The following is a 13,208-nucleotide window of genomic DNA, read 5'->3' as shown; positions in this document are numbered from 1 at the left end:
TCAGAACTTCGGCTGCAGGTAGAACCAGCGACCGCGGATGAACTCGGCGCGCTCGGCCCGAGAAGGCCAGCGCTGGCCGATGGCGCCGCACTTGCTGCAGCGGATGTGCAGGGGTGTCGTGAAGGTCCAGACGTGGCGGCCTGGAGGGCAGGGTGGCTCGCTCATTTCCCGCCTCCTTCCAGGGCTATGTCGAAACCAATCCGAACTGCGCTATAGGCCATGCTGCGGATTTCCCACAAGGCATCCGGCACAGCCGGCCCGGCGCTCTTGTCGTGGGCGAAGTCGCCGATGCGGGCCAGCATCTCGTTGGCTTCGTCGAATGCCTTGCGCAGCGCCTCGTTCTCCGCCTTGAGCCGGTCACGGTCTTCCTCGATCTCGCGCCATCTTCCATTGATAAGGCGCTCCAGTCCTTCGATCTGGGCAATCAGCCCTAGGATGGCTTGAGGGTTGGCAGCGGCTCTGAATGCCGAGTCTTCGCCGCCGGTTCCGGACGGATTGGCGATGTACCGCTCCGACAGTTCCTTCAGCTTGGTGAGGTCGGTCATGGCTGCTCTCCAAGGCGCTTCCAGCCCTTCTGATCATCCTCGCGGCCACCCCATTCGATCTCGGGATTGCGCCATCCGTTGATCAGGCCATGGGCATTGACCTTGAAGATGATGTAGTCGCCGTAGCCGTTCTCTGTCGGGCAGAGGATGTCGTCTGGAACGTAGTAGCCAGCCCACTTGGCAACGCGCTGGCGGATATCATCGAGCAGCCAGTACTCGCCGGCATCGCAGACCTTGTAGTGAATGTCGGCGATCATTCCAGCCGGCCAATCCATCACCAGGCCGTCTTCCAGGCGGATCACTGGACACCAGAGGTCGCCACGACGAAACGGCACCAGATCACCTTCGCTGTCCTCCTGTCCGTTGATCTTGGCGTCTTCCCAATAGCGCACTTCGGCGCTCACTTCGATGTAGGTCGCTTGAATGTCGGGCACAGGTCTGCCTCCCATATGGGTGTGCGGTTAAGGGGAAAATGGGTGGAGGATGGTTAGGCTTTGGCGCGTAGAGAAATCTGAAGGCTCAATGCGGCGTGGAAGATGTCTTCCTGCGAATGACCGCAATCGCCTTTGATGTAGTCGAGAATAATCGACAATGATTCGCGCTTAACCAGCACCTGATCGGCGGGGATGGCCGTCAGCGCTCGCACCTCATAGCCAGTCCACTCGTGAGGATGAGCCTTGACCATGTCGTGATGCTCTCTGGAGCATGGCTGCCAGTTCTCCGGTTGGCTCGTGAAGAACGAGCAGTAACGAGTTGGATCAGTCATGCTCCTTCCCCTCGCCGAGCAGGTCACGCAGCTCTGCGATTGCGTCGTACACGGCGCCACCGACTGGATCTGCCGTGATCCGGCGCAACAGCCCCTCGCTCACCACCTTGCCGTTGATGCGCGCCAGTTCGTCGGTGCGCACCATCGGAATCGTGTAGAAGCCTACCGGGCCGCCATGTGGTGCGCGCAGCTGAGCCGGGTACAGCCCATCCCAATATCCAGTCACATCCGGCACAACAACCACCCTTGCGCGCAGGGCCTCAACCTCGCGCGTCAGCTGCTCTACCTCGCTCTGCCGGTGTTTGGTGCCCATCCGGCGCCCTTCGTCATAGCCGGACTGGTAGCTGCTGGCGTCGGACTGCAAGGCTTTGACCTGATCCCTGAGCGCCTGGGCCTCGGCTTCAAGCTTGGCGTAGTCTGCATAGCGCACGTACCGGCCGTGTTCGGACGCATACGGCACTACGTTATCGAACTGGGACACGGTGAAATTCAAACGCTTCACCTCACTCATGATCCGCACCTCCTGCCGGCTGAGGCACAGCGCTGTTCTTCTCGTGCAGTCGCTTCAGGGTGCTGACCAGGACAACGCGGCTCTGCGGAGGGCATTCCCAAGCAGTCGTCGCATGGCGCTCTACCTGGTCCTGGGTAATCAGCATGTAGCCCTCCGGCACCTGCCCAGCCTGGGCAACCGGGGCGGCGTAGAGCATCGTTCCGATGGGCAGGTTGCGAGTGATGATGTCGCTCGTGCCGTCAGCGCTGAACGTCTCTTCCGAGACTGCTGTCACTGGCGCTTGCTTCTCCAGCTCGGCCAGGCGAGACAGAACGGCGTCGCGTTCTTTTGCGAAGTGTTCGGCCCTTCGGGTTTGGTATTCAGCCTGCGATTCAGCCCCGTCAATCTTCTCCCGCAGCGCCCCGACGATGCGCTCGGCGTCGACGAACTTCACATAGCGCCCAGTATCCTGGCGAACCAAGTCAGGCGAGAACGCTTCGTAGGAGCTTCCCCAGCGTTCGAGCACGGCCAGCTCCGGCGCCGGGGAAGGTTGCTGTGCGGCACGCAGGCAACTGCGGTGCTCGCTATCCGTCACGAGATAGCCGCAGCACTGGCAGCGTATCTGGGAGGGTTGCGCCAGGGCGGCGCGGGCGATCTTCCATGCGTCAAACGCCATGCGCTGCTCTTGGTATTTGTAGGAACTGCCGCTCCGATATGACTCGTCGATATGCCAGCCAGTCATATTGAACTGCCGCTCAAACTCCGGGCGATCATCTGCCACGTCAAGGCCGCCCTGCAGCTCCGGCATCGGAGAGGGCTGCGCCAGGGCCGCGCGGGCGGCCTCAATGGCTGCGTCAGTTATCGCATTGCGGTGCGCGGGCAGGTAGCCGATCAGCGCCATGTAGGCCTGCTCAAGCGCGCGGCGCAGGGAGGTCTGCTCCCCCTGCGCGCCTTCTGCCTGCTCGGTCTTCTGCTGGTTCACGGCTGCGGCAATCTCTTCGCACGCATCTGCCCAAGCATCCCCTTCCAGGTTCTCCAGCCAGTCGCATGCGTCGCTCTTATCTTGTTCCTTGCTCATGGTTTCGTCCTCGTGTACTTGGCGATGAACTCGCAGGCTTCGGCGCAGAGTTCGTGTCCGATTGGAGATGCGGCTCGGTCTGCGTACTTCTTCAGCCGGCGAATCAGGTCAAGCGCTTCTGTGCGGAACTGCGCCTGCTCGGCCTGGGCCATGTAATGGGCGTGCGGATCTACAACCAGCGCTTCGGTTGAGCGCTGGAAGGCTGATTTGTCGAGCATGACTTCGTCCTCGCGCCGTAGTGGCGCAATGGCATGGAGTGGGGTAGGTCAGGCGCTGAGCCTGTGCTTTACGGTGCGGCGCGCCAGTTCAACGAGCCACTCAGCCAGGGCCGGCAGGCCGTGCAGGATCTGTACGGTGAGATGTACAAGTCGTCCGGCGTCACGGAAGAGAGCGTCAAGCGCGCCCAGGAGGCGCAGCTGGTATGGGGCGAGTTCACCGCCCAGGCCAATGGAGTGGGGCAGGCCATCTTCGAGGCCATGGGGCCTGCGTTGGTCGAACTGACCAAGAACCTCCGGGATTTTGGCGGCTGGGTGAACGAGCACCGCACTGAGATTCAGAAGTTCTTCACCGACCTGGTGGAGGGCGGGAAAGACTTGGTGCAGATGCTCCGCGACCTTGACCAGGACACTGGAGGGGCGACTACCAAGATTCTGGCCCTCGGCGCGGCCTTTGCCGTGGCCTCCAAAGGACTCGGCATGTTCCTGGGAATGGGTGGGAGTGCCCTGGCCATGGCGTCGCGCCTGGGCGCAATAGGGGTGGCTGGATACGCAGGCTATCAGGCCGGCACCTATCTCAACGACAACTTCATCAGCGGGACGGCCGTTGGCGACTTCATCGGCGAATGGCTGAACCGCGGCGCTGCTGCCCTGGGCGTGGAGAGCGCCCAGGATTCGGTCAACACCATGGATGCGGCGAATGGGAAGGTCAACGGTGGTCGGCCCATGGCCGACTACGTGGCGAACTACTTCCAGTCGAAGGGCTGGAGCCGTGAGCAGGCCGTGGGCATTGCTTCGAATCTGAGCGTCGAGAGCGGCTTCAACCCATCCGCAGTAGGGGACGGCGGGAAGGCCTACGGCGTTGCGCAGTGGCATCCAGACCGTCAGCGCCAGTTCCATGCGTTTGCTGGCAAGGACATCCGCGCCTCAACCCTGGACGAGCAACTGGCGTTCATCCACTACGAGCTCACTCAAGGCCAGGAGAAATCCGCGGGGGATGCGCTGCGCAAGGCGCGCTCTGCCTACGAGGCCGGGGGAATCGTCTCCCGTCAGTATGAGCGCCCCGCGCGCGCTGATGCAGAGGCTAGCCGAAGAGGAATGCTGGCGCAGTCGATCTACGGCAACACCGCCGGCGACCAGTTCCAGATGACCGCAGAAGAGCGCCTAGCCCTTCAGCGCGATCAGATGGGCGTTAGTCCTGGCGAGATGCGCATCGGTGCCGGTGCGAACCTGTCCCCGTCTCAGGTATCGACCACCAACAACGAGGTCAGCATCGGACAGATCACCGTCCAGACACAGGCCACCGACGCTCCGGGGATTGCACGCGACATGAGCGAGGCCATCCGCCAGAACCAACTGATCAACTCTTCCGCCACGGGGATGAACTGATGTCCTTGATCGACTTCCCGGACGTTCCCATTGCGCCCGGCGTGCCTGATGTGCGCCGGAGCGCGGTGGGGATTGGCGCGGTCACCGGAGTTCTTGGAACGGTTCTGGGGGCCGATTTCTTCGGCTTCCTCGATGGGGTGCTTGGTCCTGAATGGGGGCTGTACGACAAGAACGGCGCCCAGATCATCCTGCCCGATTCGGTGATCGCCTTCTACTACCGAGGGGAACAAAGGATCTCCAAATACCCGGTCGAAATGGGTTCGTTCTCGTCCTACAACAAGGTCGCGCTGCCCTACGACATCCGCCTGCTGATGACCTGCGGCGGCCAAGGGGCGATGACCAGGGATCAGTTCCTCCAGCAGCTCGAAATGCTGAAGGAAACGACCGAGCTCTACGACTTGGCAACTCCAGACTTCACGTACCAGAACGTCAACCTGGTGCGCTTCGACTGCAGGCGCACGTCGACCCAGGGCGTAACCCTGTTGACCGTTGATGCCCAGCTCGAAGAGGTCCGGCAGACGGCAGTAGCCATCTACTCAGCCACGGCAGAGCCCCAGGGCCAACCGGTGACCAGCATCGGTGCCGTCCAGCCCGTCACGCCGAACACCCAACAGGAGGCGTCCTTCGACGCCAGCGCAATCGCCTAGAGAACTCCATGCAGATCATTCCGCTCGCTGCCGTCGCCTCGCAGACGCTCAAGGTTGTGCTCGCCCAGCAGAATTGCGTGCTGAACGTCTACCAGCAATCGACCGGCATGTATTTGGACGTGATTCTGGAGGGCGAGACCATCCTGGCCGGGGTTCTGTGCCGGGACCGCGTTCGCTGTGTACGTCAGGCCTATCTGGGATTCATCGGCGACCTGGCCTTCATGGATACCGAAGGCACGGATGATCCGGTTTACTCTGGACTAGGTAGCCGATGGGTACTGATGTACCTATCGCCAGAAGACCTGGTAGAGAAAACTACCTCGACCTCCATCGACTTCCAGACAAGGATCAACGCCGCCAACGCATGGGCTTCCGCGCATCCGCTGGTGCTGACTGGCGCATTGGACAACGGAGTCCAAGGTGTTCCGTATTCGTCCTCAATTACTCTGCAAGGTCAGATGGACAGTTCGGCGATCTCCTGGAGCGTGGTTGGTTCTCTTCCTGCCGGTCTTTCATTGGACTCCCGGAGCGGTGTGGTAAGCGGAACGCCAACCGCAGGCCTGACCATTGTCTCGTTCACGCTGAAGGCAAAGGACAACCTCGGCCGTACTGCGACCTCCGCTCAAACCATATCGGTGACTGCATAGGCCCTCTGAACGCAGATATGCTTGATCCAGGCATTCAGTGGAGATGGACATGAAGGCATGGATATTGGCGGTCGCCCTGATGGCACCGACAGCAATGGCAGATCGCATCACGCTCGGCTGTGTGCGGCAGTCCAATGGTTATGCCTGGATCGTCTCGGCGCGACAAGAAGGCTGGACTCTGGAGCAGACCAAGGCAGGTATGGGCAGGCAGTTGGCCGATGCCGGTCTCTACGACATGCCACATCGCGTCTGGGCTGATCGCGTCACCGATCACGTCTTCGCCGATGACAGGACGTTCCTGACGACGCCCCACGACGCCGCAGCCGCTTACTACGAACTCTGTCTGCGCTCACCCACTGAATACCTGGTCAAATAGGAACGCCCATGAGCTTCGTCACAAGGGAAATCGAACTGACATTTCGCCTCCCTGACGGAGCTCTGAACGATCAAGGGCAGGACAAGGTTTCGCTCCGCGGGCACAGGGTAGAACTGATCCTCGCCCAGTCCGGTGGGATCCTGACGCTGGGCGAACTGCAGCTGCGCGTGTTCGGCATGAAGATGACCGACATGAACAAGTTCAGTACCAACCAGTTGCATGCCCTGGCGGTGCGTGGCGCGGACATCAGCGTCAGCGCAGGCGATCCCATCAAGGGCATCAAGAAAATCTTCGACGGCACCATGATCGCCGGGGTGGTGAACTACTCCGGGGCTCCTGACGTAGCGTTCGACCTGAACGCCAGGCCGGGCTACCTGTTCCAAGTGGCTCCGGCGGCAGCGAACAGCTACGAAGGCAGCACCGATGTTGCAACGATCATCGAGGCCCTGGCCAAGCAGATGGGGTATGGGTTCGAGAACCATGGAGTATCCGTTCAGCTGAGCAATCCGAATCTTCCCGGAACATTGATCCAACAGCTGAAGTCGGTGTGCAACGCTGCCCGGGTGCTCTGCAAGATCGAGAACGGGATTATCTCAATCTGGCCGAACGGCGCGGCATTTGGAGAAGACTTTCTCCAGATATCACCCGCCACCGGCCTCGTCGGTTATCCCGTATTCACCAATACCGGCATCCAGATCGTCACCGAGTTCAACCCGGAGGCCTCTCTAGGACGCCGAGTGCACCTGGACAGTTCGGTCGAGAAGGCACGGGGGGAGTGGGTGATTCACTCCATGCGGCATGAACTGAGCACGGTCTACCCGCAAGGCCCCTGGTTTACCACGATGCGACTCGCGAAAGAAGGATTGGTGCTGAATGTCTCCAAATGGTAGCTATCAGCCTCTCCTGGGCACGTCCGACAAGCACGGCGACGTCAACGCGCTTGAGGCCATGATTCGTGCGTTCTTCAGCGGGCGGTGGACAGCTAGGCCGGTGAAGGTACTCACGGTTACGAATGCAGGAGGGGTTTCGCCGATCGGCTACGTGAGCCTGCTCCCGCTCGTGCAGCAGATCGATGGCGAGGGCGATGTAACGCCTCATGCGACGATCTACAACGCTCCCTACATGCGCATTCAAGGTGGAGCGAATGCTGTGATCCTTGATCCCAAGGCGGGAGACATCGGCATCGCCGTATTTTGCGACCGCGACATCAGCGCCGTGAAGTCCTCGAAGGGCGAGGCGCCTCCAGGCTCAAGCCGGCAGAGCGATCCGGCCGATGCGGTCTACTTGGGCAGCATCATCGCCGCGGCACCGGCGCAGTATGTTCGCTTCAGTGAGAGCGGCATCGAAGTGGTATCGCCGATGCAGGTGCACATTCAGGCTCCCACCGCGGTGATCGACGCCAACACCACCATCAACGGCAACCTGGAAGTGAACGGCGGCACAGTGAAGAACGATGGCGTTTCGATCGACAAGACACACCGTCACACCGGTGTCACGGCCGGCAGCGGTACATCGGGACCACCTAGCACCTGAGGCGGTTGAAGGTCGTCAGGATTACATCTCAGACACCAGTCGCAGCCATGCGTCACACAGACGTCGCGGAACTGATCCTGCAGTGTTCCAGGATGGTTCTTGGTCAGCGCCCAGCCGGTGTACTTGGCTGCGAAGGCGCATGGGATCACCAGCATGTCCTTCTTTCCCAGGTGGGGGATTTTGACGTGCACTTGCGGAATGCCCTGCGGGAACTGGGTGGGGAAGATCACGTGACAATGCGACCGGTAGTCCTTCACCCGGAATGACTCGTTCAGGCAATGCAGCACCTGCAGCACGTTTCCGTCGTCCTTGAACAGCCTGCCTCTGACTGAAAAGAACGTGCCCTTCACTCTGGCCAGCATGTCGGCGATCGACACCGCCCGAGAGATATCCGCTGGCGTGGCCTCAAACGCAGCCACGTGGTAGTCGACGCTGCCTTTAGTCGTCTCCACGAAGTAGCTCGCCCGCCGCGCCAATGACAGTGCGATGGGGTAATCGGCTGCGCGCGACGACTGGAACGCAATGACCAGTGCATAGCGCTGGGAGAGGTCGGGAAGGTCGGGCATCTCAACTGGAAGATTCAATCGGAACCTCACATGGCAAGCACACTGCTACTCGACCGCAGCGCGTGGGATTTGGTGTTGGACGGGGAAGGTAACGTGGCGCTGGCCACTGAACCCTATGCCATCGCTCAGGACGTCGCCAGCGCTGTTCGAACATTCCTCGGGGAGTGCTGGTACGACACCACTCAAGGTCTTCCGTACTGGCAGCAGATCCTCGGCAAGTATCCACCGGTTTCCCTCATCAAGAAAAAGATCGAGATGGCCGCACTGACCGTACCCAAGGTGGCCGAGGTCAAGACGATCGCCGTTTCGTTCACTGAGCGCGGACTGACGGGCCAAATTCAGATCATCGATACCGACGGACAGGAAGCGGGAGTCTCGTTCTAATGACCAGCAACGTCCCCAGCGTGGTAATCGATGCCAACGGCATCACGTTGCCGCAGGAAACGGACATCCTCACCGGTGTTCAGGCCGACATCAACCAGGCCTTCGGTGGCGGCGTAAACCCGGGCTTGACCACCCCTCAAGGGCAGATTGCTCAGACCACGACCGCCATTATCGGCGACAAGAACGACCAGATTGCCGAGGTCGTCAACAACGTCGACCCAGACAAGGCTGATGGGCGTTGGCAGGATGCGATCGGCCGCATCTACTTCCTTGAGCGCATTGCTGCCTCGGGAACTGTGGTGACTGGCACCTGCACTGGTCTTGTAGGTACTGTGATTCCCGCAGGCTCTGCCGCTCAGGACACCAACGGCTACATCTATTTCAGCCTGGCCGATGCCACGATCCCGGCCAGTGGTTCTGTGGATGTCGACTTCCAGAACTCCGCCGCAGGCCCCATCGCTTGCCCGATCGGCAACCTGGCGAAGATCTACTCTGCAGTTCCTGGATGGGATCGAGTTGAGAATCTCGCCGCCGGCACGCTGGGCACTGATGTCGAGTCGCGCGCCGATTTCGAATACCGCCGCAAGCTGTCGGTCGCCGCGAATGGCATGAACTCCACTCAGTCGATTCTGGGCCGTGTACTGGCTGTGACCGATGTCCTCGATGCCTTCGTGGTCGATAACCCATCGGGCTCGATTGTGAACTATGGCGCCACGAGTTACCCGCTTGCTGCCCATTCCGTCTATGTCGCCGTGGTCGGTGGAGCAGCTGCTGATGTCGCTGCGGCGATCTGGAGGAAGAAGTCCCTCGGATGCAACTACAACGGCGATACCAGTTACGTCATCGAGGATTCAGAGGGCTACGAGAAGCCTTATCCGCAGTACACCGTCACATGGAAAACACCTGACGCGACTCCAGCCTTCTTCAAAATCCAGATCGCCACCGATCCGTTGCTTCCAGCCAACATCGTCGACCTGGTGCGTACTGCGGTTGTGAACTCGTTCAACGGTGCGGATGGCGGAAGTAGGGCGCGGATCGGATCGACCATCTATGCCGGGCGCTATTACGCAGGCGTCGCCGCGGTGAATGCCAACGTCAACATCGAATCGATCACCATGGGCTTTACGTCTGCTGCTGCAGCCGTTTCCCTGGCTTTCGGGATTGACCAGCGCCCGACGCTCGATAGCTCCAACATTCAGGTGCTCCTGGTATGAACAACTATCGGGATACCTTCCTGGCGCAGTATGCGAACAGTCCGACGATCACTGGCCTGCTCGAATACTTCAACGAGAGCATCGATCCATCGGCAGATATCGATGCGTTCTACGACGTCGTGTGGAACGTGGCCACAGCGCAGGGTTTCGGCCTCGACATCTGGGGGAAGATCGTCAATGTCTCGCGTCTGCTCCAAGTCGATCAGGCCGTCACCTATTTCGGTTTCGATGAGGCTTCCACCGAGTCAACGGCATCAACCGGTGTTCAGCCGTTTGACCAGGCACCGTTCTATGACGGCCCGCTACCCACGCAGACCTACGCGCTCTCAGATGAGGCCTATCGGCAGTTGATCCTGCTGAAGGCCATGTCGAACATCTCAGACTGCACTGCTTCTTCAATGAACCGGGCACTCCGCTTCATCTTCGGCAGCAAAGGACGGTGCTACGTCCAGGACACGGGCGGCATGGGCATGCGCTTCGTGTTCGAGTTCGATCTCTCGGCAGTCGATGCCGCCATCATCCTGCGCTCCGGAGCCGTTGCCCGGCCAGCCGGCGTGTCACTGAGCATCATTCTTCAATTAGATCCCTCCACCACCTTCGGCTTCGCTGAAGCCGGTGGGCAACCATTCGATCAAGGCGTTTTCCTCGGAGAAGGCGGAATCATCTATGCAAGCTAGCAATGCACCCAGCAAGATCCAGAAGCCGTTCGCCGATAACGGTGATAAGCAGAGCATCCCTGTCGCCTCCCAGGTCGGGGTTGCGGATGGCCGGGCTTCCTATACAGATGGATTCCCTCCACTCACTCGAACCCCGATTGTAGCGGGCGGTGTTCCGCCGTTCGGCACGGATATGAACGGTATCCTCAATGCCATAACCGCTATCCAGAAATGGCAATCCGCGGGCGGACAATTCACCTTCGATGCAGGGTTCGCTGCAGCCATCGGCGGATATCCGAAAGGCGCCACTCTGCAGAAGGCTGACGGCTCCGGAACCTGGCTTTGCACTGCTGATAACAACAGCTCAAACCCGGATAGTGGGGGAGGCGACTGGCAAGATTTCTCGGCTGGGCGTCTTCTCGGAATCAAGGTCTTCATCTCCAGCGGAACCTACACGCCGACGCCTGGCACAAAATCTATCATTGTCGAAGGCACCGGCGGCGGCGGTGCATCTGGTGGCACTGCTGCGACCAATGCTAGCCAATCTGCCGCCGGCGCATCTGGTGGAAATGGTGCCTATGGCAGAGGGCGCTTTACTAATGGCTTTAGTGGGCTGGTGGTAACGATTGGCGCAGGGGGAGCAGCAGGTGGCGCTGGTGCAGCAGGTGGCGCTGGTGGAACCACTAGCCTTGGTTCAATATTCAGCTTGCCCGGCGGAGCCGGCGGCGCTGCCGGAACGGCGGTAACAAATACCAATCCCACCGGCAGCGCCTCCGGTACTTTAAATACTGGGGTCATTGTCGGTGCGAACATCATCGGTTGTCTCGGCGCCTTGTCTACTTCAGGTTATGTGCTGTCTTCCACGGTTGTCCAGAACGGCATTCCACAGACAAGCCCGTTCGGATCCGCCGCGGCGTCTTTGGGAATAGGAACTGCGCCTGGTCGGCCGTCCAATGGTTACGGGATTGGCGCTAGCGGAGCCTCTGCAAATCCAAGCTCATCCGCTCAGGTTGGCGCAGCTGGTCAGCCAGGAGTCCTCATCATCTACGAGTACGCATAATGACCAATTACGCAGTCATCAATGTCGAGACGGGTATCGTCGAAAACACCGTCGTATGGAATGGCCAGGAGGACTGGATGGTTCCGGACGGATATGAAGTTGTTGAAACGGAGGATGCCGGTATCGGTTGGAGTTACATAAAGGGTGCATTTTCTCCGCCTCCCGTAGAACCACTCTCTCCAGAAGACATTATTGCGGCGAATACGGCTATCAAGGAGGCGCTGAATAGTAATGCGGCTACTGCCATGACCCCATTGCTGCTTTCGCTTCAGTTGGGGAATGCCACGGCAGAGGAGAAGACATCAGCTCAGGCATGGTGCGCTTATGCACGGGCCTTGCAGTTGGTCGATCTAACGAAGAAAGATCCGGAGTGGCCTGAGATACCCATGTAAGATACATGCCAAATTAGCTGCTGGATGCGAACCGTTCGGCAGATCCTGATTGAAGGTTAGACTACGCTGGGCACAAGAGGGTGAGTAATGAAGGATCGGATCTATTGCCTGGATGGTATTAGAGGAATTGCAGCGCTTTGGGTGCTCGTAGGGCACACGATGATCCTGACTGGCTTTGCGTTGCCGATCATCGTGAACGCAGACCTGGGCGTGGATCTTTTCATCCTGCTCTCCGGCTTCCTGATGGTCTATCAGTATCAGCTGAGGTGTGGACATGAGGACTGGCGTCGACCAGTAACGTGGCGGGCATTCTGGCTACGCCGACTCTTTCGGCTATCACCCCTCTACTATGTCGTACTCATAGTTGGACTGAGCATTGGCGCAATGATCTATCAGGATCGCGTCATCATTGACCTGTTTGTGGGGAATCCACCACAGAGACCGGAGCGTTATCTTGATCCCAGTGCACTGAATTTTGCATTGCACTTCAGCTATCTATTCGGTTTCTTGCCCGATTACGCCTTTCGAACACCACTTCCGGATTGGAGCATTGCTTTGGAGATGCAGTTCTACCTTGCATTTCCATTTCTCATACTGATCGCCCGCCGTATCGGATGGATAGTCTTTGCGATTGCCGCTGCAGCAGTAGCTTTTGTAGTGGAACGCATATTGACTTCGCATGGAATTTACTTCCCGATGCCGACCTTCCTACCACTCAAGCTGCATATGTTTTCCGCAGGAATGTTGATCGCTGCGGCGCGTTCGGAGGCACAGTTGCATAGGTTCGGGCACCTCCTAGTCGCCCTTGCACTGGCAATGGTTCCCGTGGGCGGTATTGCTGATGCCATGCACATATCCGCACGGGCTGTGCTGACATTGATTTTCTTTGCATTGATCCATTTCCAGTCTGTCATAGTGATCGGACGATCATCACGCATCCTCGGAGCCAAGCCATTCTTTTGGCTGGGCGAGCTTTCCTATGGCGTCTATCTCGTCCATCTACTCGTGATTCACCCAGTATCAGCATCTCTGATTGAGCGTTTCGGAGGTAATTGGTCGAAACTAGGCATATTTTCGGCAACGCTATTGATTAGCCTGATCGTGGCGTACAGCGTGGCCTGGATAGGATATTCACTGATTGAGAAACCTGGGCAAGCCCTAGGGCGTAAAATCATCAAGTCCATCCAATCTAGAAAAAATGCTGTTCAGACAGCGGCAGAAGAGAACTCTTCATCGTGAAATAGTCCCTA

Annotated in this window: 20 protein-coding genes; 12 read left to right on the top strand and 8 right to left on the bottom strand. The window is 59.2% G+C overall.

The window, feature by feature from the left end; translation table 11 throughout:
- The 7 genes from IG194_RS01680 to IG194_RS01650 are packed head-to-tail and all read right to left on the bottom strand — an operon-like array spanning nt 1 to nt 3,097.
- Entirely contained in the window at nt 1-165 is a 165-nt protein-coding gene (locus IG194_RS01680) for a hypothetical protein (RefSeq protein WP_158546407.1), read from the bottom strand.
- Entirely contained in the window at nt 162-545 is a 384-nt protein-coding gene (locus IG194_RS01675) for a hypothetical protein (RefSeq protein ID WP_058490234.1), read from the bottom strand. Before IG194_RS01675 ends, IG194_RS01680 begins: the two co-directional genes overlap by 4 nt.
- Nucleotides 542-979 (bottom strand): hypothetical protein, encoded by a 438-nt coding sequence (locus IG194_RS01670; RefSeq protein WP_197674145.1) that lies wholly within the window; start codon nt 977-979, stop codon nt 542-544. The genes IG194_RS01675 and IG194_RS01670 overlap by 4 nt, the downstream gene beginning before the upstream one ends.
- Nucleotides 980-1,032: 53 nt before the next feature.
- Entirely contained in the window at nt 1,033-1,311 is a 279-nt protein-coding gene (locus tag IG194_RS01665) for a hypothetical protein (protein ID WP_141679744.1), read from the bottom strand.
- Complete coding sequence (locus tag IG194_RS01660) at nt 1,304-1,822, bottom strand: hypothetical protein (RefSeq protein WP_058490231.1); 519 nt, start codon at nt 1,820-1,822, stop codon at nt 1,304-1,306. Before IG194_RS01660 ends, IG194_RS01665 begins: the two co-directional genes overlap by 8 nt.
- Nucleotides 1,815-2,879 (bottom strand): hypothetical protein, encoded by a 1,065-nt coding sequence (locus tag IG194_RS01655; protein WP_064987572.1) that lies wholly within the window; start codon nt 2,877-2,879, stop codon nt 1,815-1,817. The genes IG194_RS01660 and IG194_RS01655 overlap by 8 nt, the downstream gene beginning before the upstream one ends.
- A complete protein-coding gene (locus IG194_RS01650) occupies nt 2,876-3,097 on the bottom strand; it encodes a hypothetical protein (protein ID WP_058490230.1) in 222 nt (73 codons plus the stop codon). The genes IG194_RS01655 and IG194_RS01650 overlap by 4 nt, the downstream gene beginning before the upstream one ends.
- Nucleotides 3,098-3,238: 141 nt before the next feature.
- Between IG194_RS01650 and IG194_RS01645 the strand changes: the two genes are divergently transcribed.
- The 6 genes from IG194_RS01645 to IG194_RS01620 are packed head-to-tail and all read left to right on the top strand — an operon-like array spanning nt 3,239 to nt 7,686.
- Nucleotides 3,239-4,483 carry a phage tail tip lysozyme gene (locus IG194_RS01645; RefSeq protein ID WP_141679745.1) on the top strand — a complete coding sequence of 415 codons (1,245 nt, stop codon included), beginning with the start codon at nt 3,239-3,241 and terminating at the stop codon, nt 4,481-4,483.
- The gene (locus tag IG194_RS01640) at nt 4,483-5,130 is read left to right on the top strand and encodes a phage baseplate protein (protein ID WP_058490228.1); all 648 of its coding nucleotides are present in this window, start codon (nt 4,483-4,485) and stop codon (nt 5,128-5,130) included. The genes IG194_RS01645 and IG194_RS01640 overlap by 1 nt, the downstream gene beginning before the upstream one ends.
- Nucleotides 5,131-5,138: 8 nt before the next feature.
- Nucleotides 5,139-5,777 (top strand): Ig domain-containing protein, encoded by a 639-nt coding sequence (locus IG194_RS01635; protein ID WP_064987573.1) that lies wholly within the window; start codon nt 5,139-5,141, stop codon nt 5,775-5,777.
- A 49-nt stretch (nt 5,778-5,826) separates the two neighbouring features.
- Nucleotides 5,827-6,153 carry a hypothetical protein gene (locus IG194_RS01630; protein ID WP_058490227.1) on the top strand — a complete coding sequence of 109 codons (327 nt, stop codon included), beginning with the start codon at nt 5,827-5,829 and terminating at the stop codon, nt 6,151-6,153.
- A gap of 8 nt (nt 6,154-6,161) precedes the next feature.
- A complete protein-coding gene (locus tag IG194_RS01625) occupies nt 6,162-7,043 on the top strand; it encodes a baseplate hub protein (RefSeq protein ID WP_058490226.1) in 882 nt (293 codons plus the stop codon).
- Entirely contained in the window at nt 7,027-7,686 is a 660-nt protein-coding gene (locus IG194_RS01620) for a hypothetical protein (protein WP_058490225.1), read from the top strand. The genes IG194_RS01625 and IG194_RS01620 overlap by 17 nt, the downstream gene beginning before the upstream one ends.
- On the opposite strand, the gene IG194_RS01615 is transcribed toward IG194_RS01620, so the two are convergent.
- Complete coding sequence (locus tag IG194_RS01615) at nt 7,635-8,252, bottom strand: hypothetical protein (RefSeq protein WP_058490224.1); 618 nt, start codon at nt 8,250-8,252, stop codon at nt 7,635-7,637. The genes IG194_RS01620 and IG194_RS01615 overlap by 52 nt on opposite strands.
- Before the next feature lie 30 nt (nt 8,253-8,282).
- Between IG194_RS01615 and IG194_RS01610 the strand changes: the two genes are divergently transcribed.
- The 6 genes from IG194_RS01610 (at nt 8,283) to IG194_RS01585 (ending at nt 13,197) form a co-directional block, all read left to right on the top strand.
- Entirely contained in the window at nt 8,283-8,636 is a 354-nt protein-coding gene (locus IG194_RS01610; RefSeq protein ID WP_058490223.1) for a hypothetical protein, read from the top strand.
- Nucleotides 8,636-9,850 (top strand): baseplate J/gp47 family protein, encoded by a 1,215-nt coding sequence (locus IG194_RS01605; protein ID WP_058490222.1) that lies wholly within the window; start codon nt 8,636-8,638, stop codon nt 9,848-9,850. The genes IG194_RS01610 and IG194_RS01605 overlap by 1 nt, the downstream gene beginning before the upstream one ends.
- Nucleotides 9,847-10,527 carry a DUF2612 domain-containing protein gene (locus tag IG194_RS01600; RefSeq protein ID WP_058490221.1) on the top strand — a complete coding sequence of 227 codons (681 nt, stop codon included), beginning with the start codon at nt 9,847-9,849 and terminating at the stop codon, nt 10,525-10,527. Before IG194_RS01605 ends, IG194_RS01600 begins: the two co-directional genes overlap by 4 nt.
- Nucleotides 10,466-11,566, top strand: coding sequence for a hypothetical protein (locus IG194_RS32995; protein ID WP_160329419.1), 1,101 nt, complete (start codon nt 10,466-10,468; stop codon nt 11,564-11,566). The genes IG194_RS01600 and IG194_RS32995 overlap by 62 nt, the downstream gene beginning before the upstream one ends.
- The gene (locus tag IG194_RS01590; RefSeq protein WP_064987574.1) at nt 11,566-11,958 is read left to right on the top strand and encodes a tail fiber assembly protein; all 393 of its coding nucleotides are present in this window, start codon (nt 11,566-11,568) and stop codon (nt 11,956-11,958) included. Before IG194_RS32995 ends, IG194_RS01590 begins: the two co-directional genes overlap by 1 nt.
- A gap of 87 nt (nt 11,959-12,045) precedes the next feature.
- Entirely contained in the window at nt 12,046-13,197 is a 1,152-nt protein-coding gene (locus tag IG194_RS01585; RefSeq protein ID WP_058490220.1) for an acyltransferase family protein, read from the top strand.
- Nucleotides 13,198-13,208 lie beyond the last annotated feature (11 nt).

The sequence above is a fragment of the Pseudomonas sp. ADPe genome, from assembly GCF_014843515.1.
GTDB lineage: Bacteria > Pseudomonadota > Gammaproteobacteria > Pseudomonadales > Pseudomonadaceae > Pseudomonas > Pseudomonas citronellolis.
Note: the sequence above shows the minus strand (reverse complement) of the source record. Positions and strands in the feature narration are given on the sequence as shown.